At 44.8% G+C, this 23,901-nt stretch carries 22 protein-coding genes and 1 tRNA gene; 14 read left to right on the forward strand and 9 right to left on the reverse strand.

The genetic code is table 11. The annotated features are described in order from the left end of the window. The first annotated feature begins 122 nt into the window (after window positions 1-122). The 4 genes from QZT80_RS09050 to QZT80_RS09065 all read left to right on the forward strand — a co-directional run bounded on the left by QZT80_RS09050 (window position 123) and on the right by QZT80_RS09065 (window position 3,858). Window positions 123-1,241 carry a 5-(carboxyamino)imidazole ribonucleotide synthase gene (locus tag QZT80_RS09050; protein WP_295120809.1) on the forward strand — a complete coding sequence of 373 codons (1,119 nt, stop codon included), beginning with the start codon at window positions 123-125 and terminating at the stop codon, window positions 1,239-1,241. Between the two features lie 5 nt (window positions 1,242-1,246). Next, complete coding sequence (gene purE, locus QZT80_RS09055; RefSeq protein ID WP_295120813.1) at window positions 1,247-1,744, forward strand: 5-(carboxyamino)imidazole ribonucleotide mutase; 498 nt, start codon at window positions 1,247-1,249, stop codon at window positions 1,742-1,744. A 504-nt stretch (window positions 1,745-2,248) separates the two neighbouring features. Then, entirely contained in the window at window positions 2,249-3,460 is a 1,212-nt protein-coding gene (locus tag QZT80_RS09060; RefSeq protein ID WP_295120816.1) for an HNH endonuclease, read from the forward strand. Beyond that, window positions 3,457-3,858, forward strand: coding sequence for a (deoxy)nucleoside triphosphate pyrophosphohydrolase (locus QZT80_RS09065; RefSeq protein WP_295120819.1), 402 nt, complete (start codon window positions 3,457-3,459; stop codon window positions 3,856-3,858). Before QZT80_RS09060 ends, QZT80_RS09065 begins: the two co-directional genes overlap by 4 nt. A gap of 31 nt (window positions 3,859-3,889) precedes the next feature. On the opposite strand, the gene QZT80_RS09070 is transcribed toward QZT80_RS09065, so the two are convergent. Further along, window positions 3,890-4,438 carry a hypothetical protein gene (locus tag QZT80_RS09070; RefSeq protein ID WP_295120821.1) on the reverse strand — a complete coding sequence of 183 codons (549 nt, stop codon included), beginning with the start codon at window positions 4,436-4,438 and terminating at the stop codon, window positions 3,890-3,892. Window positions 4,439-4,778: 340 nt separating this feature from the next. Between QZT80_RS09070 and QZT80_RS09075 the strand changes: the two genes are divergently transcribed. Then, window positions 4,779-5,801, forward strand: coding sequence for an LLM class flavin-dependent oxidoreductase (locus QZT80_RS09075; protein ID WP_295120823.1), 1,023 nt, complete (start codon window positions 4,779-4,781; stop codon window positions 5,799-5,801). Window positions 5,802-5,861: 60 nt separating this feature from the next. On the opposite strand, the gene QZT80_RS09080 is transcribed toward QZT80_RS09075, so the two are convergent. Next, window positions 5,862-8,234 (reverse strand): ABC transporter permease, encoded by a 2,373-nt coding sequence (locus QZT80_RS09080; protein WP_295120826.1) that lies wholly within the window; start codon window positions 8,232-8,234, stop codon window positions 5,862-5,864. A gap of 368 nt (window positions 8,235-8,602) precedes the next feature. Between QZT80_RS09080 and QZT80_RS09085 the strand changes: the two genes are divergently transcribed. Further along, the gene (locus tag QZT80_RS09085; protein WP_295120829.1) at window positions 8,603-9,661 is read left to right on the forward strand and encodes a peroxiredoxin; all 1,059 of its coding nucleotides are present in this window, start codon (window positions 8,603-8,605) and stop codon (window positions 9,659-9,661) included. Here the strand turns inward: QZT80_RS09085 and QZT80_RS09090 are convergent, their stop codons facing one another. Beyond that, window positions 9,662-10,237 (reverse strand): hypothetical protein, encoded by a 576-nt coding sequence (locus QZT80_RS09090; protein ID WP_295120832.1) that lies wholly within the window; start codon window positions 10,235-10,237, stop codon window positions 9,662-9,664. 104 nt (window positions 10,238-10,341) lie between these two features. Beyond that, a complete protein-coding gene (locus tag QZT80_RS09095; RefSeq protein WP_295120835.1) occupies window positions 10,342-10,800 on the reverse strand; it encodes an HAD domain-containing protein in 459 nt (152 codons plus the stop codon). Between the two features lie 293 nt (window positions 10,801-11,093). Here QZT80_RS09095 and QZT80_RS09100 point away from each other — a divergent pair, with 293 nt between their 5' ends. Beyond that, complete coding sequence (locus tag QZT80_RS09100) at window positions 11,094-11,435, forward strand: hypothetical protein (RefSeq protein WP_295120838.1); 342 nt, start codon at window positions 11,094-11,096, stop codon at window positions 11,433-11,435. Window positions 11,436-11,643: 208 nt separating this feature from the next. On the opposite strand, the gene QZT80_RS09105 is transcribed toward QZT80_RS09100, so the two are convergent. Next, window positions 11,644-12,009, reverse strand: a complete 366-nt coding sequence (locus tag QZT80_RS09105) for a hypothetical protein (RefSeq protein WP_295120841.1) — start codon at window positions 12,007-12,009, stop codon at window positions 11,644-11,646. A 632-nt stretch (window positions 12,010-12,641) separates the two neighbouring features. On the opposite strand from QZT80_RS09105, the gene QZT80_RS09110 reads away from it, so the two are divergent. Both QZT80_RS09110 and QZT80_RS09115 read left to right on the forward strand, forming a co-directional pair. Continuing rightward, window positions 12,642-14,135, forward strand: a complete 1,494-nt coding sequence (locus QZT80_RS09110) for a sulfatase (protein ID WP_295120842.1) — start codon at window positions 12,642-12,644, stop codon at window positions 14,133-14,135. 841 nt (window positions 14,136-14,976) lie between these two features. Then, the gene (locus QZT80_RS09115) at window positions 14,977-15,594 is read left to right on the forward strand and encodes a hypothetical protein (protein ID WP_295120845.1); all 618 of its coding nucleotides are present in this window, start codon (window positions 14,977-14,979) and stop codon (window positions 15,592-15,594) included. Window positions 15,595-15,655: 61 nt separating this feature from the next. On the opposite strand, the gene QZT80_RS09120 is transcribed toward QZT80_RS09115, so the two are convergent. The 3 genes from QZT80_RS09120 to QZT80_RS09130 form a co-directional block, all read right to left on the reverse strand. Further along, window positions 15,656-15,937, reverse strand: a complete 282-nt coding sequence (locus QZT80_RS09120; protein WP_295120848.1) for a hypothetical protein — start codon at window positions 15,935-15,937, stop codon at window positions 15,656-15,658. Between the two features lie 367 nt (window positions 15,938-16,304). Beyond that, window positions 16,305-16,388 (reverse strand) — tRNA-Leu (locus QZT80_RS09125). A 112-nt stretch (window positions 16,389-16,500) separates the two neighbouring features. After that, the gene (locus tag QZT80_RS09130) at window positions 16,501-17,313 is read right to left on the reverse strand and encodes a 2,3,4,5-tetrahydropyridine-2,6-dicarboxylate N-succinyltransferase (protein WP_295120851.1); all 813 of its coding nucleotides are present in this window, start codon (window positions 17,311-17,313) and stop codon (window positions 16,501-16,503) included. 102 nt (window positions 17,314-17,415) lie between these two features. Between QZT80_RS09130 and QZT80_RS09135 the strand changes: the two genes are divergently transcribed. From QZT80_RS09135 to miaA, 5 genes are all read left to right on the forward strand, one after another. Further along, on the forward strand, window positions 17,416-18,570 hold the full coding sequence (locus QZT80_RS09135) for a glycosyltransferase family 1 protein (protein ID WP_295120854.1): 1,155 nt from the start codon (window positions 17,416-17,418) through the stop codon (window positions 18,568-18,570). Next, the gene (locus QZT80_RS09140) at window positions 18,545-19,114 is read left to right on the forward strand and encodes an L-threonylcarbamoyladenylate synthase (RefSeq protein ID WP_295120857.1); all 570 of its coding nucleotides are present in this window, start codon (window positions 18,545-18,547) and stop codon (window positions 19,112-19,114) included. The genes QZT80_RS09135 and QZT80_RS09140 overlap by 26 nt, the downstream gene beginning before the upstream one ends. A 60-nt stretch (window positions 19,115-19,174) precedes the next feature. Continuing rightward, the gene (locus QZT80_RS09145) at window positions 19,175-20,593 is read left to right on the forward strand and encodes an HD domain-containing protein (RefSeq protein ID WP_295120860.1); all 1,419 of its coding nucleotides are present in this window, start codon (window positions 19,175-19,177) and stop codon (window positions 20,591-20,593) included. Between the two features lie 125 nt (window positions 20,594-20,718). Next, window positions 20,719-21,303 carry a hypothetical protein gene (locus tag QZT80_RS09150; RefSeq protein WP_295120863.1) on the forward strand — a complete coding sequence of 195 codons (585 nt, stop codon included), beginning with the start codon at window positions 20,719-20,721 and terminating at the stop codon, window positions 21,301-21,303. A gap of 3 nt (window positions 21,304-21,306) precedes the next feature. Then, on the forward strand, window positions 21,307-22,206 hold the full coding sequence (miaA, locus tag QZT80_RS09155) for a tRNA (adenosine(37)-N6)-dimethylallyltransferase MiaA (protein WP_295120866.1): 900 nt from the start codon (window positions 21,307-21,309) through the stop codon (window positions 22,204-22,206). Window positions 22,207-22,263: 57 nt separating this feature from the next. Here the strand turns inward: miaA and QZT80_RS09160 are convergent, their stop codons facing one another. After that, complete coding sequence (locus QZT80_RS09160; protein ID WP_295120869.1) at window positions 22,264-23,841, reverse strand: hypothetical protein; 1,578 nt, start codon at window positions 23,839-23,841, stop codon at window positions 22,264-22,266. Window positions 23,842-23,901: the final 60 nt, after the last annotated feature.

Genomic DNA, 23,901 nt, shown 5'->3' on the forward strand with positions numbered 1-23,901 from the left:
ATGTATTTGTATATCAATTTGTTCGCTCCGGGTCCGGGATGTGCCAATAGCAGCATGCGTAAGAGAACGGCATTAAGGTCATTTAGCAATAGTTTTATACCTTTGCAACCCAATTGAAGGTTATGCTCGAAAATTTGAAAATAGGAATATTAGGAGGCGGTCAGCTGGGGAGTATGCTTATAAGGCATGCGGTGGATTTCGGCCTCAGCATTTCAGTACTGGATAAGGACACAAATGCGCCTTGTGTACGTTATACTTCTTCTTTTTTCCCTGGCGACCCCAAATCGTATGAGGCGGTGTTGGAATTTGGTAAGGGACTTGATGTAATTACGATAGAAATGGAGGCGGTAAATATTGACGCCTTACAACAACTCGCAAAGCAAGGAGTGAAGGTGTTTCCTGCTCCCGATACAATTAAAATAATCCAGGATAAGTATACTCAAAAACAATTCCTGCTGTCGCACAATATACCGGTAGTGCCGGGTGTGGCTGTTGACGGTAAAAGTGATTTGCACAACTACGAAAATAAATTGCCGGGCTGCCTTAAAAAGCGCCGCGATGGTTATGACGGCTACGGGGTGATGGTGTTGAAAACGAGCGCAGATATTGCTACTGCTTTTGATGCGCCGTCTGTGCTGGAAGAGCTGGTAGATATCAAACACGAAATTGCTGTCATCGTAGCAAGAAACGAACATGGTGCTGTAAAATGCTATGATCCCGTGATGATGGAGTTTTCTGAAGAGAAGTTCGTACTGGAGTCACAGATTGCGCCGGCACTGATAGATGAAGCGATCGTGAAAGAAGCCACCTCGCTTGCTGAGAAAATTGCGGATGCGTTGCAGCTCGTTGGTATTTTGGCAGTCGAAATGTTTATCACGAAAGATAATAGAATCCTGGTGAATGAACTCGCGCCAAGACCACACAACAGCGGTCATCACACGATAGAAGCCAGTACTACCTCTCAGTACGAGCAACTGCTCCGCGCTATATTAGGTTTGCCCCTGGGCGACACCAGCCTTCATCTTCCCTCTTTAATGATGAACATCCTGGAAACCGAAGCACTGAATTCGAACAGGCAGGAAAAGTTACAGCGCCTGCTCGATTTGCCGGGAGTACATCTTCACTGGTATGGTAAAAAGGGAGGCCGGCCAGGCCGGAAAGTAGGGCATATCACCATCACAGGCAATACGATGGAAAACATTGTATCAAAAGCTGAAACAGTTCGGGAAATTCTAAATTAAAAAATATGAAACAGGTAGAAGTAGGCATTATTATGGGCAGTAGTTCCGATGCGCCTATTATGCGTCAGGCTATAGAGGTGTTAAAGAAATTCGACATCGGTTACGAGTTTAACGTAGTGTCGGCCCACCGTAGCCCCCAGAGAATGTTTGAGTATGCAGCTACCGCGGAAGAACGTGGTTTGAAGATCATCATCGCAGGTGCCGGTGGTGCGGCGCATCTTCCAGGGATGGTTGCCGCCATTACCACTTTACCTGTAGTAGGTGTACCCATTAAATCTTCCAACTCTCTCGATGGCTGGGATTCCCTGTTGTCTATCGTGCAAATGCCCGCCGACATTCCTGTAGCCACAGTAGGTGTAAATGGCGCGCGTAATGCGGGGTTACTGGCCGTGCAGATACTGGGAACCAGTAACAGTGAGCTGAGGCAGCAGCTGGCAGCCATGAAGAAAGAGAATAATGACAAGGTGGCCAAGCAGAATGAGACCTTAGGTCAGTTTGAATAGGAGGTAAAGGTCATGAAATTTTCACGCCATTATATTTGACCTTACGTAGTTACTATTGTCAGGGCATTATGTAGCCGTGGCTAACTTGGCCGTAATAGTTATAAAGTATTTTGAGAAACCCGCAGACTTGATGTGTGCGGGTTTTCTTTTGCATTTGATCAAAGCCAATGGCTGATCAAGCTTGCTGATCTAGAAAGGAAACGTAATTGTATCCCTGGCGAAATATTACTTCGATGATACGCCTAGCGATAAAAGATCAGATCTTCATGATGAGGTATTCCTGAAGTTTGCATGCCTGCCGTAACTGCTCGCTGCGGTAACCTTTCGTTTGCATATGTTTTTTTTAAACTGCAATATTGATGATAAGGTCTTTGCTGAAGGTGAGGGGCTCGGACGGACAATTGGCCTGCAGATTAAAAAGTTCAGGATAATTTCAGCGAGATTATTTAACTTGAAAGCAAGATTATCAAAACAGTAAACTAAATATCAAACCCACTCACCCCTATGGCACAGGATATCTTTAATGGAATCCAGGTGGAACATGTCGTTGCTGCAATTTTGGAAATAGACAGAAATGGCGTTCGCAAAGGGCGACGTGATACCCCATATGATCTCGTTTACAACAATAAGCTTTATTCTCCCACATATGTGCTGTCTTTGGCCGCGAGGCATGCTACCGGTGAAGAATTAGATTCAGATGGGTTTGATGAGGGAGTGAAAGCCAATGCAGTTCAATTACTAAAAGATTTAAATTTCCAACTAGATATTGCCACTAAGATTGGTGCGCCATTATCTTTTTGGTGGGTTAATCACAAGCAAACAGGTAAAATAGAAGTAGATGAAGGTTATATTTGGTCACCTAAGAGAAAGAATAATGGATCCGATAATCAAACCTACATCAATTTGACAAAGACAACCTTGGGAGATATTATCTTTTCTTATGTTGGGGGTGAAATTATTGCTGTCGGTAAGGTAATTGCTATGGTTCAAGATGCGGAACGCCCAGCGGATTTTGGTAAAGTTGGGCATCAATGGGATGAAAAGGGCTGGTTAGTAGGAGTGGAATGGCAAAGGCTATTGAATCCATTGGTTCCAAAAAAACATCTAATTGAGATTGTTCAATTACTTCCAACTAAACATTCCCCTATACAAGCAAATGGCAATGGAAATCAAGGTGTTTATCTTGCTGAAATAGGGATTGATCTAGGAAGTAAATTGTTGTCGTTAATAGAAATCGACAATTATGGTATTGGCGAAGTGATTCACGATATTGATACGCGGCTTAAGGAAAGGTTGCAAGAAAGAGATATTGAGAATGCGCCAATCCCAGTGACTCAGAAGCGACAGTTAGTTCTCTCCCGGGTAGGGCAGGGGTTGTTTCGCATGAATGTTCAAAAAATAGAATCAAAGTGCCGTGTTACTGGCTTGTCAGATAAAAGATTGTTGATTGCTAGTCACATAAAGCCATGGAGGGTTTCTTCCAATAAAGAACGGCTCGATGGGAATAATGGCCTATTATTATCTCCTCACATTGACAAATTATTTGACAAAGGTTGGATTTCATTTTCTGAAGAAGGAGGCCTTCTTGTTTGCAAGAATAAAATCCGGCCTATCTTAAACACTTGGTCGATAGATGCTAATATGTTTGTCGGTACTTTTACGTATCAACAAAAAGCTTACTTGGAATATCACCGAGCTGAAATTTTCAAAGGATGAATCCAATAAATGTTACTTGCGCGATTGTTCTAAAAGAAGGCAGAGTTCTGGCAGCCCAGCGCAGCGAAAATATGTCGGTGCCTTTAAAATGGGAGTTTCCAGGGGGTAAAATTATTGAGGGAGAGTCCGAAGAGGAATGTATAATGCGAGAGGTATATGAGGAACTAAACCTTAAAATTGTTATTAGGGATAAGTTAGGTAATAGTTTGTTCAATTACGGGAATTTTACTGTAATACTCACGCCATTTGTTGTTGATTATGTAGAAAGTGAAATCATTTTGTATGAACATCGTCAGATCGGATGGTTCACACGTAATGAGTTAAAAGAATTAGACTGGGCTCCTGCTGACATAGCGATTCTAGATGAATTTTTGAATAGTTCATTTATCGTGCATTAAAATAGGTATTCTAACAGCCTTAAGACCGATTTTACTTCCAGACAACCGAAATGTCTTTGAATTGGAGTTCCCCGTTTTTGTAATTCGCTGAAGGAAGATAGTATTTAACGGAGATAAGTTTAAAGACCGCAACAGAAGGTTCAACATCCTTAAACTGGAAAACAAACTTTAATGGTACATCTTTATTGATGGTACTAGCATATACATCCGTTCCAATCTTGCTTCCGGAGGGCTTATAAGCATTACCTTGCAAGTCAACACCTCTTGCATAACTATCGGGCGAAAAGTTGATGCTTTTATCTGTTTCTTTGTTGGTTATCAGAAATTCAAGCTTTACATTTTTTTCCACTTTACTACCAATGCAACTTAGTAATTGAAAATCCATACTGTCGATCGATTCAGTCTTAAGACTTGACTGAAAAATGGCTAATGTTTTTCGAAAATAATCATTATCATGTTTCAATGTTTCTATCTCTTGTTGCAATTTTTTATTTTGTTCTGCCAATGTCTGTCCAAATACGTGGTGGTATTGGGTGAAGGCAAGAATAAACAAGGGCACGATAATGAGATGTTTTTTCATTTGGATTTTTTTCGGGTAACTCAAAATATTAAAAGAAGTAGTGTTCCAAATTTATATAAAAAAATCGGAAAGTCATTATTTAGTAAAGACAATCTAAGAATGTAGCTCCAATGATTATCCTGAATTTTTTGCCTGCAGCAATGAACGGTTTGGTGGATATATCTCCGTGACTGTATATTGGGCGTTTATCTGGTCGATCATATACACCTTAATATGGGTTCAATTATTGATGATCCTTACAGTATTTCTCCGCTTTATGCTAAAGTAGCGCTATCTGAAGTAGAAGGAATGATATAATATCTATCTTTATAAAGACTATTTTACAACCGAAAAGAGACGTATGAAGAAAATAGGATTTTTATCGTTCGGGCATTGGTCTGCTCATCCGGCTTATAAAGCACGTACGGCGGGCGACACGTTACTTCAATCTATTGACCTGGCGGTAGCGGCCGAGGAAATTGGCTTAGATGGCGCGTATTTCCGGGTACATCATTTCGCAGCTCAGCTAGCCTCTCCGTTTCCTTTGCTGTCTGCTATCGGCGCCAAAACGCGTAACATTGAGATTGGAACGGGGGTGATTGATATGCGTTATGAAAATCCCCTGTATATGGTGGAAGACGCCGGCGCGGCCGACCTGATTTCGGGCGGACGATTGCAACTGGGCATCAGTAGAGGGTCGCCGGAGCAGGTGATTGATGGCTGGCGTCATTTCGGGTATGAACCGGCGGAAGGTGAAACCGATGCAGATATGGGCCGCCGCAAAGCATTACAGTTTTTGGAGCAACTCGAAGGGGTTGGATTTGCAGAACCTAATCCATACCCTATGTTCCCTAATCCACCGGGTTTACTTCGATTAGAGCCCCACTCCGCGGGATTGCGGGAACGTATCTGGTGGGGGGCAGCCTCTAATGCCACCGCTATTTGGGCAGCCGAAAACGGAATGCACCTGCAAAGTTCTACCCTGAAGTTCGATGAAAGCGGTAAACCATTCCATATACAGCAGGCAGAACAGATCAGGTTGTACAAAGAAGCATGGAAAAAAGCGGGGCATCAGCGCGAGCCCAGGGTTTCGGTGAGCAGGTCTATTTTTGCACTGATGAATGATCAGGACAGACTTTACTTTGGCCAGGACACCAATAAATCTGACAAAATCGGTTATATAGAAAGTGACAAACGCGCCATTTTTGGAAAAGGCTACGCCGGCGAGCCGGATAAACTCATTAAAGAACTGGCCCAGGACGAAGCCATCCAGGAAGCCGATACACTTCTTTTGACGATACCCAATACGTTAGGCGTTGAATACAATGTACACATCCTGTCGTCTATTCTGCAGCATGTGGCGCCTGGCTTAGGCTGGCGTTAATACCTTCGGGAATACTGATATTAAAAAACCGCGCTTAGCGCGGTTTTTTACGTTATATAGCTAGTCTGTTTTTAAACTTCGTACAGGATTGATCATAGCGGCCTTTACTGCCTGGAAACTCACCGTTAGCACCGTGACGCCAACTGTGAGCAGGGCCGTCAGGATGAAAACTGTCGGGCCAATGTTGATGCGATAGACATATTTCTCCAGCCAGTTGTTTAAAAAATAGAAAGCCAGCGGAGAGGCGATCAAACAACTGATCATTACAAGTACGATAAATTCCCGCGACAACAAGGCCCATAACTGCATGACAGACGCGCCCAGTATTTTCCGGATGCCGATCTCCTTGGTGCGTTGTTCTGCCATATAAGAAGCCAGTCCGAACAAACCAAGGCAGGAAATGAAAATCGCCAGCAGCGAGAATAAACCAGTTAACTTTCCGATCAGCATTTCCAGTTCAAATTTCTTGGCATAAGCCTCATCAACAAAATTGTAAATGTAGGGATAGGCTGTATTGTACCGCCCAAAGATCCCCGCCATCCTGTCTACCGCTGCTGTTGTACTCACAGTGGGCGATAACCGGTAGGTGATAAACCTTGCACCGCTGGGCCTGTACATGAATACGGTAGGGGTGGGCGATGAAAAAGGAGATTCCATGATCGCGTCCTTCGCTACGCCTATGATCGTTAGGTCATGCGTGCCATTATAGGAAATCACCTTGCCTATCGGGTCTTCCAGACGCATCTTTTTAATAGCAGCTTCATTCAATATTACATTCAGTGAATCGGCGCTTTTAATACCGGTAAAGTTCCTGCCTGCCGCCAGTGCTATGTCCATTGTTTTGAAGTAATGGTTATCCGCCACAAACACAACAGCGGCGCCCACTTCCTCCTGCGGCGTTTTTCCGGGCCACTTTTCTATACTGCTGAAGTTCCTGAGTGCAGTAACCGTTTCCGACGACATCGTTACATCCGTGACCATACCACTTTGCAGCAGGTCGTTTTTTAATGCCGTGTAATTCTTTTTCAGGTCACTGCTCGCGTCTGTCATCATTAACCGCTGCTGATCGTAACCGGCAGGACGTTCCTGTGCATATTTTATCTGCTGATAAATAATAATGGTACTGATGATAAGGGTGATGGAACAGGTGAATTGTACTAATACCAGCATTTTCCTGGAACGCACCGCTCCATGATCCGCCTTTAAAATTTTCATCGGTCTGAAAGAAGAAAGATAAAAGGCCGGGCGGCTGCCAGCCAGCAAACCGGTGAGCAGTAAATAACCGATCATGATCATCCAGAAAAATACATTTGTATAAGGGAGCTGGATCGTTGTTTTTGTAAGCGTGTTAAATGCGGGTAAAGCGAGTTTTACCAACAATAACGACACGATAAATGCGGCAAAAGTAACAACAAGCGATTCTGTCAGGAACTGTAGAATCAGTTCATATCGCTGGGAGCCTACGACTTTTCTCACGCCCACTTCCTTGGCTCTCTTTTCTGATCGTGCAGTTGAAAGATTCATGAAGTTGATACACGCGATCAGCAGTACTAGTATGCCGATCACCATAAATACCCTTACATAACTGATCAGTCCACCAGTCGCCACCCCATTTTTAAATTCGCTATACAGATGCCAGTCTTTCAACGGCTGCATGATTACTTCCGTATGCGAACGCCTGTAATCATCAGGGTTATATCTGGCTATCATCTTCTTCAGCAACGGTTCCACCTGCGCGTAGGAAACGCCGGGCTGTAATGACACATACACATTGGAGGTGATCTGCCCCCACATGTTCAGGTAATCCTTTGTATCGCTGTTCTGAATGAGATATTCGTAAGGGATTACATAGTTAAATTTCAACGTAGTATTATCCGGGATATCCTTTAACACCCCCGTCACTTTCAGATCATGCTGATTATCAAAACGAACGATCTTATTCAGCGGATCTTCCGCTCCAAATAACGATTTCGCGGTCGACTCCGTCAGTACGATCGAATAGGGGTCATTTAATACCTGTTCCTTACGGCCCTTTAGTAAGGGGTATTGAAATATTTTAAGGAAATCATTTTCGGCGATGATACCTGGCAGGTATATCTTGTTCTCGCCTGCTACCAGTCCGTGAGGTTTGTTCCAGTCCGTCATGGCTACGTGTTTAATACCCGGAACGTCCCTTCTCAGTGCATCGGCCAGCGGCATAGGCGAAACGAGGTAAGCATATGTATCCCCGTTACTCCCGGTACCCCTTAACCCGGCCTTATATACCTGCCGGCTATCAGGCAGGAACCTGTCGTACGAATACTGGTACCAGATCCACAAACCAATGATCAATGCTACCGCCATCCCGGTAGCGAGCCCCAATATATTCAGCAGACTATATAGTTTGTTGTGGATAAGGCTTCGCCAGGCGAGCTTGAAGTAATTTTTAAACATGGAGAAGGGTTTGAATACGCGATGCCAGTAAAATGCCAGCTTTTATTATTATAAAAACCAATGTATTAAAGTTGTTGTTATTTTTCAACCTGTCCGGTTTTGTACAATGGATGTCCGGTTTGGGGGGAGGAGGGGCCGGCTAATGTTTCCTAGTGTGTTAAGAAGGGTATAAAGTCAGCCGGCATCCCTGTCATGAGTTAGAGAATTAAATTTTAACCAGTACATTGATAGCGGAATACCACGATCTTTTATCTTAGTACATAGTTATGATACCCGTTATTAAAAGAGTTATTGTTATCATCGTATTGGTTTCTTTTCGTACAAATGCAGGAGCCCAGGTCGTTTTAATTCAGAACGTCATCGACAAAATGGAACGCCATCAGAATTTCAGTTACCAGTTTATCAATAAGCGAAAGGATTTCAGCACCGATACCTCCATTCAACATAAAAAAGAAGTATATATGAAAGCCGCTCATGACAGCGCTTTCGGTTACCTGTTTAAACTGGAAACAGCTTATAAGACAGAAAAGTTCGTGCGGACGGATGTTTATAATGGCAGCAACCTGATTTATCTATTCCCCGAAGATAACTCTTACGAAGTCCAAAACGTGCGGCCCAGCGCCTTGTTTGGTACGTTGCTTCAAAACCTTTACTGGATAAAAGGTTTCGTTGAAAAAAGCCCGTCTAAGCTCGTCGAGGCCGGCGATACTACTATTGATGGTATCAGCAATATGCATCTTGTAGTAACCACATTCGATACCGTGATTGGTAATGAGCATTTATATACGCTAAAACACCTGTTTATTGAAAGGCAATCGGGGCTACCCAGCTTATTAATCACTAAGTCAAGGAATAAAAATTTCGGCGATGCAGTCAGTGAATATTATGACGAGAACCGTTACACAGATTATCAGTTCGATCAGGCGAATGTAAACGCATCCACCTTTGCCAAGCCCGCCGCGTATCGCCTGCGTTCCGAAAAGTCTGCACCGGCGGCATTGTTAAAGCCAGGAACAGTGGCGCCAGATTGGACATTAACTACGGCTGACGGGAAAAAGCTTTCATTGGCCCAGTTGAAGGGGAAAGTTGTATTACTTGACTTTTACTTTATAGGATGCCTTCCCTGTATGAATACGATCGCGCCGCTCAATAACCTTTATAAAAAGTATAAGAACGAAAATATTCTGATAGCAAGTGTTACGGGGAGAGATGGGAAAAAGGCTGTTTCCGCATTTAAAAAGCAGTACAGTATAAAGTATACGGGCTTTGTTGATGCAGTTGAAGTGATCAAGTCCTATCATGTAAATGACTTTCCCACTTTTTATTTTATCGATAAAGAAGGAAAGATAGCAGAGGTGTTCACAGGCTACGGCGACGGTTTTGAAGGCAAAGTAGCGGGCATTATTGATAGGTTGATCAACAAATAGCTACTGTACAACAAAGATCAGATCTTCATAATCATGTGCGCCGACAAATACCGGAACATCCGCCCATGCAGCCTTCCCTTTATTGGCGTTAACGGTTTGCTTTACCAGTTCGTGTACCCGCAGTATGATCAGGTATTCCTGGAGTTCGCATGCCTGCCGCAATTGATCATCGCGGTAACCTTCCGTTTGCATGTATTTTTTGTTCGTTTCCTGCAATGCTTCAAAGCCCGTAATGGTAAGCGTCTTTTCCGATTCTCCGCTGAAATCCGTGAGCCAGTCGAGGGTATCGCGGTTCATAATGGATTCGTAAGCCAGTAAATGCAGGAACCACCGGTCGTAGTGTGTGGTAAAACTATTCATTTCGAGGTACATCGCCTTGATGTCCAGTTCCTCTTCTTCCGTCATAACGGTATGGAAATAGTTGAAATATGCCGTCAGTGGCCCCTGTAGGTGCAGCAGGTCCTTGCCGATAATGTTATGAAAGTCGGATGGTGATAGCTGGGCGAGCGACGTTTCCGTTTCGCGTATGGCAGTTTCAATTTGTCCGGCCTGGATGAGGTCTTGAATTTGTAACATGCTGCAAAGAAAGGGGATATTGGGTAAATGAGCGGGGTTTTTCTGGGTTGGGGTTAGTAATAACTTATCCGGGAAGTAAAAAAGGGCTTTTAGTATATCTTTCATCAGCCCGCGGATGAAAGAATCGTTTTTATTTCCTCGAAGTGAGCGGGTGTGAGGCCTACATAGGAGCTGGTCAGTACAAAGTGCTTCTTCAGCTTAGCAGGAAGGGCATTGAGTGACGTGTCGTCATCAATAATCACAAAATTACTATCTGCCTGGTTACGGCTAAACCAGTTCAGTATTTCATCCTTTCTCGATAAAAACTGTGTATTAGCCGGTAACGATGCAATTAGTCGTGTATCCACACCTCTGGCGTTAAAAATAGCCTTCCACTCTGCCAGGTTGTAATTTGATTTATGCGAAGTGGTTAAGATGATCGTGGCGTTATATTCCTTAATCAGCCGGTCAAGCGTTTGAGCCGCCTGGGAGCTGAACGCGGCAAAGCCGTCCTTCAAAAAGTCGGGAGCCTTGTGCCCTTTGGCGGGTACCATTACGCCATCTATGTCAAGAAATATTAACATTTTCACGAATTTACGGTTTATTCATTAGTTCGGTTATTCCGCGTCCTTTTGATGGTGCTTCAATTTGCGCAGGACTATCCCATTTAATTTCATCCAGGCAGAGGGGATAGTAAAAAATTTCGGTATAACCCGTACAATAAGCGGATAAAAAAGTATTTAAGCCGCTCAACGCTAATGTCTACCTTCGAATTGAATAGTGATCCTTGGCCACGTGTTGCCTTCAAATTCGTTAATCCTTACTCTCTGCCGGAGAAAGCCCAAATACATTTTCTCACACGTTAAAACAAATCGAAATGATAAAAAAAATGATCACCCTGCCAGTATTGGTACTGTTTTGCTGTATAAGCATGGCCGTAAATGCAGCCACTATTACGTTAGGCCCCTTCAGTACCGGGTTGCCTTATACCTCTGCTTCTATCGATGAGAACAACTATATTCATCTTGAAGCCGGTGGTAATTACTATATCGACCATGTTATCCTGTTTTCCAACGTACCCACTTCGCGATACTGGTCTGAAACTGTCGGCAGTGTCACTTATAGTACTGCTTCACAATCGGCATACCGGATCATTGTCTATTATCGCGACTACAGCAACTTCTCACTGGTATCTGTACCATATGATATCACTTATTAAGAAATCGGGCGAGGATTAATTAAACGCTGGCTTTCTCCGGTATTATTGTTTGCGCCAGGCGCAGGTGTGCGTTCCCTTGAGAGATGCGAGGCTGTAATACTATAATAACGTCACCTGCTTTTCCTTGCGGTATGGAAGTTCGCCATCTTTTAATCTGTATAGATGGGTAATAACAAAACGGCCGGACAACTTGCCCGGCCGTTTCATTTTAGTCTTTTAAACCGAGATACGCTTTTACCGCGGCATAATCAGACCAGTCTACCGGAGCGGCCGATCTGGCCGTGGTATTGCCGGGTACGATCATGTACCGGTATTGGTAGTAAATTATACCATTGTACATTACAGTACCCATGTCCACATTAGAGTACAGTTCTATCTTCTGCGCATAAGCAGTGAAATCGACGTAAATACCACTCATGCCGCTTATATAAGGCATGGGTTTAATGACAGGGTCATTTGCATGGTTGCTGTTAAAGTACATTTTTACATCTGCAGTGCTCACGAGCGACAGGGTGAGTTTGGGTACGTCAATCAACGAGTAGTATCCCACCGTGTCAATCCTACCATTTGCCATGTGTATGGTGTCGGGCTTATACGCCACACTAAACCACGGGGAATATATTACACTGCCCGAGCCTGAGCCACCTTCGGGGCCTGCTGGGCCAGCTGGACCAGCAGGGCCTTCTTTACCACAGGATATTATAAGCATACCCAAAAAGAGCCCTGAAAGCAGGACTAACGGAGAAATAAGATTACGTCTTTTCATATTGAAGTTCGTGTTAACGGCGTGAAGGGTTAGGGGGTTCACACCTGATTTTAGGGAGCCCAAAGTACGAATTTTTCCAAGGATCTTTAATTACTCAATACTTCATTCGCCGTATGATAACCACAAAGCTTAGCGGACGTAACATGGAAGAGGAACAGATATATAAAACTTTGATTGGCATATTGTACGGCAAAATGCGTATATCCGGCTACGTATTAAAACTATCGGTATCAATAGAATGATATCCGTTAGTATTGCCGGTGGTATATTTTCGAACCAATTTATGCACGTAATCAATAAATTAACTAATCTCCCCTCAATTATTTTGAGTTTGTAAAGCCCGTAAGATATCCGTTGAGTTCTTAAATTGACATTCAGTCCCTCATTTATTTGGATATTTTTCGCATTTTGTAGGCTAGTTCGAAAATTAAATCCACGTTATGAAGAATACATTGAGGCTGGCCGTCACCAGCATGGCTACCCTGTTTGGTTATCTGCTCGTTCCGGCAAGTAACTTATATGCACAAACGGAGAAACCGAACATTGTCATATTTATTGCAGACGATGTATCATACAATGATCTTGGCTGCATGGGACATCCCGTTTTGAAAACACCGGCGATTGACAAACTGGCCCAATATGGTATCAGGTTTTCCAATGCCTATCTCACGACAAGTTCCTGCAGTCCCAGTAGAGTAAGCATATTGACTGGCAGATATCCGCATAATACTGGTGCTGCCGAATTACACAGTCCCATTCCAGACGGGCAGGTAGCGTTTCCAAAGCTGCTGAAAGATAACGGGTATTATACCGCACAGGCGGGTAAATGGCATTTGGGCTCATCTGGAATAAAACCTGAAGGTGTATTTTTAGATGCTTTTGACAGAGTTGGCGGCTCACATGCAGATGGCGGCGGGCCGGGCGGCGAGGGTTTATGGGTCGAATATTTACAGCAACGCCCCAGGAATAAGCCGTTTTTTATGTGGTTTGCTGCCCAGGATGCACACCGCGGCTGGGATAGCGCCTCCAAACCCCGCCAGTATTCGGAACGCGACGTGATAGTGCCCGATAACCTGGCAGACACAAAAGCTACACGCAACGATCTGGCCCGGTATTACGAGGAGGTAAGCCGTTTTGACCATTATGTTGGTAAAGTTGTTGATGAACTAAAGGCCCAGGGGATCCTTGATAATACATTGATCATTGTTATGGCTGATAATGGCCGGCCATTTCCAAGGAATAAAACCCGTATGTATGATGAGGGAATTAAAACCCCACTGATCATTCATTGGCCCGCCGGTATAAAATTACATAATGAAGCCTCGTCCAGTTTGCTAAGTGTAATTGATATCGCCCCCACTATACTGGAAATTGCAGGCATATCTAAATATGCCTCCATTCAGGGGAAAAGCTTCAAAAAATTGTTAGCCACCCCCACAGCTAAATTCCGGAATTATGTATTTGCAGAACACAATTGGCATAGCTTCCGGGCTTATGAGCGAATGGTTCGGACCGACCAGTATGTGTATATCGAAAATGGTTTGCCCGAACAGAGTAATGTAGGAGCAACAGACATTATGGGTGGAGCAGCTGGGATGGAATTGAAGAAACATTACCTGGCCGGTAAAGCCACATCTTTGCAAGCCGCTATATTCGTCACCCCCCAACCGCAATATGAGTTTTACGACTATTCAAAAGATAAAGACCAAATAGTAAACTTATATGGGCGGAAGGAATACAAGGCACAGCAACAAAGCCTTGCGAATGTATTGGAGATCTGGAAAAAGCAAACAGGCGATGATCAACCGCGCGATCTTACACCCGATTGGTATGACAGATGGAATAATAAGGCAGTGAAAGAAAAGGATAAACGGGGCACAATGCCCGGAAGCCATCAGCAAGCAATTTCAATCCAAAATCCCGGTCCGTTCTAGGTTCAAATGTAAATTCTGCTGTGGTTAGTTTGCCGGGATATATGGTAAGAAAAGCCGCAATGAGGTTAGTGTTAACCGGGAGTGCAAATAGCGGGGGAAATCGAGCTGGTAGTGCTGTGAAAACGTATTAACTGAAGAGTTATTAAACATGTTTCAAAAAGAAAAACCCGCTCGTGAGAGCGGGTTTCACCATCAAGTGCCCAGTAGCAGAATGTTTTCGAACCAATTCATTATGATAATCAATTATTTATCCAATAAATGATGCTAAAAATGGGTAATTATTTGTTACTATCCTGTTTCTTCGTATTAAAGAATAGCCCCTTACTATCAAGTACGAAATAGTGCATGCCTATAACTGTTAATAGGTATAAAAGCCACTCTTCGAAGTCATAAGAGTGACGAATGAAGATTTGCCGGTAGAGCCAATACCAAGCATATCCATTAAAAACAACAACATAAATCCGTCGCGCCCATATGTTGAAGCTGTTCATTCTCGTATCAAACTCTTTTTTGAATCTTGATTGCATAAATTATATAATTGATAGGTTCCAAGTACATCGATAATCCAGTTGTTCATCTGCAATACCCAGTACATCACTAATATTTCTGAAAAAGTCAGACTGTTGGCGAATTCGGATTAGCTAACACTTCTTGGCAGGCTTTTTCAACCGCTACCAACCAAGCGTTTTCATGCGAAACTTTAATAGTAGCCCGCAATTGGTGCCATTTTAATTATTACACTTTTCGTGTATCATTTCAAGTTCGTAGCATACCAATTCCAGCTAATTATTGGACCATCTTGAAGATATTGCATATATTTATAATTATAAAATACGTACAGATGGAGTATATAAGCTTGTTGTTGTCAGTACTGGCAGTGGCTATTTCCATATCAACTTTCTTGCTTACACGAATTTATCGAGGAACTATAAAAATGACGAGGCCAAGTATAATTTTCTTTGGGCCCGATGGTAGAGGAACAGAGCAGAAGAAGGTTTTTATTAGAACTTTATTATACAGTACTGCAGACCGGGGTATTTATGTTCAGAACATGTTCATACGATTACAAAGGGGGGAATCGCAACAGAACTTTAATGTTTGGGTATATGGCAACAACAATAGCGATCTTGTTCGAGGAAGCGGCCTTTTTATAAATAAAACCGGTATAAGCTTTAATCATCATTTTTTACTACCCAAAGATGGCATTCATTATAACTTTTTGTCTGGTGAATACAGGCTAGAAGTGTTCGTGGAAACCACTAAAAATATGCCGATAAAAATCTTCGATCAGCTACTGTCCATTGACAAGTACCAAGCGGACTCAATGAATGATCAAAAATGTGGTGTTTATTTTGACTGGGCGCCTAATTCGCAAACATACTACTCCCATATTGATAAATTAAACATGGGATCTACAGAGTTAACAAGTTTTATCTCCAAATCAACCGAAAAACCTTGATGACTACGGGAAATATCGAACTTTCTAGTAGCTAATGTGATTTGAGATGTGTGTAAGATTTTTATATGGGCTTGTATTCTGACGTAAATTTATTTAATGTCTGTTTGCAAATACCGACAAGTGCCTGTTTTAAGTTATCCATATTATCCACCGTTTGCAAGACATTATTCGTCTCATTTCTAACACTTTGCTCCAGTTCTATATACTTTGCATGAAAGCTTGTTAGGTATGACTGCATGCTAGAAATTGTTCCCGGTGGAAGTGATTGATCAGCTTGTGGCTTCAGTCTGCTCACTTCAGAATCGCAAAATTGAGTAAAGTCAGAAAGTACTTTATTAGTCATGATTTCGAGATTTTATAGTATATGAAATGTAGCAGCGAAGCTATCGATAAACATCAATAATAAAAAAATCCGCTGTCTACCAATCCGCTAACAAATATTCCATCTTTACCTCCAACAACTGGGCAATAGCAAACAACGTATCCAAACAGGGCTGCTGCTCATCTGAGGTCTGTTGTTTTTCAAATATACTTATTCGGATGATATGGATTAAGGGAGACTGAGTTCTGCCACCGCTTAATTGAGTCGTTTTGGGATTAACGGAAATGGAATAGAACCTGTAATTAATTGAAAACAAAGTGGTAGTAATGTAGGCATGAATCGTGTGAAATAAGAAAACCCGCTCTTAGAGCGGGTTTCACTTTTTACGTGCCCAGAACTGGATTCGAACCAGCACACCCTTGCGAGCGCTGCGACCTGAACACAGTGCGTCTACCAATTTCGCCATCTGGGCAGTAACTGATTTTGTGTCAGGGAGTGCAAATGTAAGAAGTTCGAAATAAATTCCAAATTTTTTTTCAAAACGCATAAAAAAAGCGGCCTCATAAGAGGCCGCTGAGAAAATATTAAACCGCTACGTTAAACTCGCGAAGCGTATCGTTCAGGCTTGTTTTCAGATCGGTGGAAGCTTTACGCTGACCGATGATCAGGGCACAAGGCACCTGGTATTCGCCTGCAGGGAATTTCTTGGTGTAAGAACCTGGAATTACCACGCTGCGTGCCGGTACACGGCCTTTGTACTCTACAGGTTCTGCGCCGGTTACGTCGATGATTTTGGTGGATTTGGTCAGTACCACGTTAGCGCCCAGTACGGCTTCTTTTTCTACGTGTACACCTTCTACCACAATACAGCGGGAACCTACGAAGCAACCGTCTTCGATGATTACAGGGCTGGCCTGCAGGGGTTCCAGTACACCACCGATCCCTACGCCACCGCTGAGGTGTACGTTTTTACCGATCTGTGCGCAGGAGCCTACTGTAGCCCAGGTATCCACCATGGTCCCTTCGTCTACAAAAGCGCCGATGTTTACATAAGATGGCATCAGGATGGCGCCTTTAGCGATGTATGCACCGTAACGGGCTACAGCATGGGGTACTACACGAACACCGAGTTCTGCGTAATTAGTTTTCAATTTCATTTTGTCGTGGAACTCAAAAGGAGGCAGGCTCATTGTTTCCATCGGCTGTATAGTGAAGTACATCAGGATGGCCTGTTTTACCCATTCGTTCACCTGCCAGCCGTTTTCGGTTGGCTCTGCTACTCTCAGTTTTCCTTTATCCACACTCTCAATCACGCACCTTACGGCATCGGAATATTCGGTTTGCTGTAAGAGGGCGCGGTCGTTCCAGGCCGCTAATATCTGTTGCTGTAATTCCATCTTGCTTAGTTTAATTTTACGCAAATTTAAAAGAAGAAAGCGAAAAACACAGGGGAGAGAAGGATTGCCGATTTTTCCACTATTTTTGACGATTCATTAAAGATGCTACGCTTGAATATAGGTTTCGATGCCAAAAGGGCTTACCAGAACAAAACAGGGCTCGGCAATTACAGCCGTTCCCTTATCCATTCGCTTGCTACAAATTACCCGGAGCACCAGTATTTTCTTTATGCTCCTAAAATTACCGGCCTGTTTGCCGCGGGAACTTACCCGAACATACATCCTGTGCTGCCCGAAAAGGGGCTGCACAAACTTTTTCGCTCCGCCTGGCGCAGCCGCTTCGTTACCGGCGATCTGGCCAAACATAACATCGATATCTACCATGGGCTTAGCCATGAAATTCCTTTTGGGATCCACCGTACGGGTGTAAAAAGCCTGGTCACCATGCACGATCTTATTTTCGAGCGGTACCCTGAACAATACAATCCCATCGATGTATATACCTACCGCAAAAAGGCTAAATACGCCTGTGACAAGGCAGACAGGATCATTGCGATCAGCATCCAGACGAAGGAGGATATCGTATACTATTATAAAACACCGCCTGAAAAAATATCGGTGGCCTACCAGAGTTGCGATCCGGCTTTTGAGATCGAACATCCTAGGGAGCATATTAAAGCAATGCTGGAGAAATACAGGCTGCCACAGGAATATTTCCTGTATGTAGGCTCTATCATCGAACGTAAGAACCTATTGGGTATCCTGAAGGCCATGACAATGCTGAACGGAGCCTCGCTGCCCTTAGTAGTACTGGGCGATGGCTCGGGCTACAAAACCAGGGTAAAAGCCTACGTTAAGGAACAGGGCCTGGAACAAAAGGTGTTTTTCCTTAATGAGATGGCCAGCTTCGCTTATCACGATCTGCCCGCACTTTACCAGGGCGCCGCTGCCCTTATTTATCCCTCATTATTCGAAGGTTTCGGTATTCCCATCCTGGAAGCTTTATGGAGCAAAACGCCGGTGATCACTTCCCAGGGTTCCTGTTTTCATGAAACGGGAGGGGAGGCTGCCCTGTACATCGATCCGCTTCGCCCGGAAAGCATTGCGCACGCTATGGAACGGGTGATGGAAGATACGAACCTCGTAAAAGGGATGATATTGAAAGGTCTGGATCATGCCCAACAGTTTACGGCCGCTAAAACGGCGGAAGTAGTCATGGAAATTTATAAAAATGAACTTCGAACAGGACATCGTTAATAGTCTGGCCGCCCTCCGCACCGGCGGCACCATTTTATACCCTACAGATACGATCTGGGGCATTGGCTGCGATGCTACGGATGAAGCGGCAGTAGCCAAAGTATTTAAATTAAAGAACAGGGATGAGAAGAAAAGCCTGGTAATTCTGCTGGCTGATGTGCGCGACTTGCTTAAATACGTGGCGCATACGCCGCCTGATATAGCGGATATACTGGCAGGCTTCGACCGCCCCACTACGGTTATTTACCAGGGTGCGCTGGACCTGGCTTCCAATGTAATTAATGAGGATGGCAGTGTGGCCATCCGTATTGTGAAAGAGGATTTTTGCCGTCACCTGGTCAAACGCTTCCGTAAACCATTGGTTTCCACCTCCGCCAACATCAGCGGCGCGCTTTCGCCGGCTAATTTCGGGCAGGTAGCGCCGGAAATTGTAAATGGCGTGGATTATGCGGTGCAATTCCGCCGGGAAGAGCGGGTACCCACGCAGGCATCGCGTATCGTGCGCCTGCTACCCTCTGGCGAAATGGAGGTAATAAGGCCTTAGGCATTCCTTTTCTTAACTTAATTCATTTACATTTGCGCCTTGGAAATGAAATTCAGGCATATGGATATTCCCTTTACATCCCTTGAGGGTCAACTGTTTGAGCGCATAGCGCAGGCAGCGGGTTCGCTTGGCGTGCCCTGCTATCTTATTGGTGGCTTTGTAAGGGATAAATTGTTAGATCGTAAGACGAAAGACGTAGATATTGTGTGTGTAGGGGATGGTATCGCATTAGCCCATCGTACGGCTGCTCTGCTGGACCCGGGCATACAGGTAAATTTTTTTAAGAACTTCGGTACCGCGCAAATCAGGTGGAAAGATGTGGAGGTGGAATTTGTAGGCGCACGCCGCGAAAGCTACCGGCAGCACTCCCGCAAGCCGGAAGTCGAAATAGGTACGTTGGAAGATGACCAGGACCGTCGTGATTTTACCATTAACGCATTGGCTATCAGCTTAAATGAAGCTGATTTTGGTACACTCATTGATCCTTTTGGCGGACAGGAAGACCTGGCTAAAAAGCTGATCCGTACTCCCCTGGAGCCGGCCCGCACCTTTAGCGACGACCCATTAAGGATGATGAGGGCGATCCGTTTCGCTTCGCAACTGCACTTTACTATCCTGCCCGAAACCTTTGAGGCCATCCGCGAGAATGCGGAGCGCATCAGAATAGTTTCCCAGGAAAGGATCTCCGACGAATTGAATAAAATCATGTTATCTCCCAAGCCTTCTGTTGGTTTGGACCTCCTGTATAAATCCGGCCTCCTTAAAATCATCTTCCCGCAAATGACCGACCTGGTTGGGGTGGAAACGATGGACGGAAAGGGACATAAGGATAATTTTTACCACACGTTACAGGTAATCGACAACATCTGTAAAAACACCGGCGACCTCTGGCTGCGTTGGGCGGCTTTGCTGCACGATATTGGCAAACCAGCTACTAAGCGCTTCGAAGAGGGCCATGGGTGGACGTTTCACGGTCATGATGCGGTAGGTGGTAAAATGGTGCCCCGCATTTTTGCCCGCCTTAAACTGCCGCAGAACGAAAAGATGAAGCTGGTACGGAAGTTGGTAGAACTTCATCTCCGTCCTATATCGCTCACCAAAGAGAATATAACAGATTCGGCTATACGCCGCCTGCTGTTCGATGCGGGAGATGATATAGAAGCCCTGATGATGTTGTGCGAGGCTGATATTACCTCTAAGAACAAGGCGAAAGTGAAGCGTTATCTTGAGAATTTCGAGCTGGTAAGGGAAAGGTTAAAAGAAGTGGAGGAGAAAGACCGTATCCGCAACTGGCAGCCGCCTGTAACCGGCGAAATGATCATGGAAACCTTCGCCCTGCCACCGAGCAAGGTGGTTGGCGACCTCAAAAGTGCCATCCGCGAGGCTATCCTGGACGGGGAAATTGAGAATAACTATGAAGCGGCCTACCAGTTCATGCTCCAAAAGGCTAAAGAACTGAACTTGACCCCTGTCAAATAATGTGTTATTTTTGATGTTTGGAAGAAAGATCAACGGTTTCGATTTTCAGGTTAGAACAAAATCTTTTAAATTCAGTGCTGGTAACCGACCAACACCATATTTTTTGCAAACCTTAACTGTTATATATGCCGGTTTTGAAATTCAGAGTTTACTGGGAAGAAGATGAAAGTGTGTATAGGGATATTGCTATCAAACCTAATCAGTCTTTCCTTTCTTTTCATGAGGCTATACTGAAGTCGTACGAGTTTGATGCAAAGCATAAAGCCACCTTTTACCGCAGTAACGACAACTGGCAGCGCGGTCGCGAAATCATCCTCGAAAAGGACGATCAGCCCCGTAAAGCAGATCCCTTACTGATGGTAGATACGGTGATTGCAGCTGCCGTAAAGGACCCTAATCAGAAATTCATTTATGTGTACGATTTTGCCAAAAACTGGACGTTCATGGTAGAACTGATAGGTGTTTCAAAGGATGAAAGCATCAAAATCCAGTATCCTGCCTGCGTTCGTAAGGAGGGGCTGGCCCCCAGCCAGTACGGCACTAAAGGTCTTATCGGCGATAAGCTGGTGGAGATGGAAGAGAAGTACGACCTCAACCGCGAAGGTTTGAGTGGCGAAGACGGTTTTGGGGAAGAAGGAGAGGAAAGCACCGAAAGCAGCGAGGACGAAGGCGGCACCGAAGAAGCGGGCAGCGAAGAGAACTATTTCTAGCAGATGAAGAAAACCGTCGTTATTATAACAGGCCCCACGGCCGCCGGTAAAACGGCACTGGCTATAAAACTGGCGCAACATTTTAGTACAGCGGTAATATCTGCCGATTCCCGGCAGTGTTACCGCGAAATATCCATCGGCACGGCCAAACCCTCAGCGGTTGAACTCTCCGCCGTGCCTCACTACTTTATCAATTCCCACTCCATCCGCGAAGAAGTAAATGCCGCTATGTTCGAAAAACTGGCGCTTCAATATGCAGCGGACATTTTTTCCAGTAACGATGTAGCTATTATGTGCGGGGGGACTGGCCTCTACGTACGCGCTTTCTGCGAAGGTATGGATGATATGCCGCCTGTTCCCGCTGAAGTGCGCGAAGCGGTAAGGGCTGGTTATGAGCAGCATGGCCTGGAATGGCTACAGCAAACGCTCCTGGAAAGGGATCCTGGTTTTTATACCACCGCCGAAACCCAAAACCCCGCACGCCTGATGCGTGCCCTGGAGATACTGGAAACCACCGGTAAGTCTATCTCCACCTTCCGCACCGCTACAAAGCAGGCCCGCGATTTTAATATTATTAAGATAGGTGTAACGCTACCTAAAGACCTGCTGCTGGCAAATATCAATACCAGGGTAGATAAAATGGCGGCTGAAGGTTTGCTGGAAGAAGTGCTGCGGGTGCAGGAATACCGTAAACATAACGCCCTGCAAACCGTTGGTTATACCGAAATGTTCGAATACCTCGATGGTGCTGTAGCCTGGCCACAGGCGCTTGAAAACATAAAAGTGCATACCCGCCAGTATGCCAAACGCCAGCTCACCTGGTTCCGGAAAGATGCTGAAATTACCTGGTTCGATCCCCGCGAACAGCAACAGGTGCAGGATTGGGTACTAAGCCGGTTATAAAACAAAAAAAAGACCGGTCTGTGCGACCGGCCTTCTGCTCTATACTAAAGTAATCTTTTAAAACTTAAAGCCTACCGACATCAGGATATTACCACCGCTCAGGTCTCCTTTAGCTGCCGTAACCGGCATGCCCAGGTCGTCCTGCAGTTTGAAAGGGTAGTAGGTGTCTTTGGCCAGGGTGTGTACATAAGTAAGGTCGATAAAGAAACCTTTGTTTCTGTAACCCAAGCCACCACTGAATTTCATGTTAGAGCCATCCATATCCGCATCCTCATAAGGACTGCCGGAGTAAGCATAGCCCAGTCTTGCCGCAAAAGTATTAAACTTCATTTCACCACCCAGGCGGAGGTTAAATGCACCTTTATACATCTCGCTCATTGAATTGTTAAGCGCTTCTGCATAATCGCGGTCGGCCCCTGAACCCTTATTGAACTTGTAACGTTGCGCGGAGTAGTTTACATACTCCAGATCGGCCGTAATAAAGCCCAACTGTTTTTTTACATCCGCTGAATTAGCGCCGATGATATAGGATGCACTTACGAGGCCCTTCCAGGGTGTACGTAAGCTGTACTCATATTCAACAGGATAACCATCGGTAATGTCCAGTGTGGATTGTATCCTGTCTGGTCCCTGCCCGTCCGGATCATAATCATCCATATGATGGCGAATTTCGGCAGTGGAAACGTCTTTAAGGCTATACCATGTAGGCGTGTGGAAAGCAGCGCCCAGTCTTAATGCGCCATTGGGCGTATAGGTAAGGCCCAGTTTGGCGTTAAACCCAACCGCATCTGTCTTCAACCGCTCATCCAGCGTCCAGAAGCGGAACCCGGGATCGTCGTCAGGAGTACCTTCGGAGTTATCGCTTTCTTCGTAAAACCGGTTACGTTCGTAGTGAATGCTCGGGATGTTCAAACTCAAGCCCCAATATAACTTGTCCGCGAAGTTGGCGCCGAAACCTATCGCAAATTCATCGATGCCGCCTTTTTCTTCTATACGGTCCAGTTGCCGTAAGCCAAACTCAGGGAAAACATTGCTGCGGAAGCCGGTGATGCCTCCGGAGGCATTGGCGATAGTGTCAATCAGGTAGGTTTCGTACGCCAGGCTGGCGCCAAGCGGGAAGTTATTCCTAACACCTTCAACGCTGGTAACGTTGTTGTTGATCAGGTCTTCCAGGTATTTTTCAGAAAGAGAGTGCTGATTGTTGTCGCCATCAATTAACCGTTTATTGTTAAAGTCGGCCACCCTGTTAAAACCAAGCGATAACGTTACATTACGCCACATGGAATTCTGGTTATTTACGGGCATGCCGAATATCAGGCCTGCATTCGGAAGTGTGATGCCCGATTTAGAGTCGTTTGAATTAATACCACGGTAATTGTAGTCATTGCTGCGGAAGTAAAACCCGGGCGTGATCACAAACTCATTGGTTTTGAAAAATCCAAGACCCGCAGGGTTTACGTGAGCTGCGGAATAGTCACCGCCAAGGGAGCCTGCAGCTCCGCCGATGGCCTGGGTGCGCGCAGTTCCACCAGGAGTGGTGCGGCTGTAGCGTAACGCATCTGCTTCGTCCTGCGCCATTAGCTGGCCACCGGATACACAAAGGGCTACTAAAAGACCTGTGATTCTTTTATTCATCTTCTATACAATATTTAAAATGGAGGGTAACGGGCTGGAATAAAATACCCCGGGTTTTTT

Source organism: uncultured Chitinophaga sp., assembly GCF_902168175.1.
In the GTDB taxonomy this organism is placed as follows: Bacteria; Bacteroidota; Bacteroidia; order Chitinophagales; family Chitinophagaceae; genus Chitinophaga.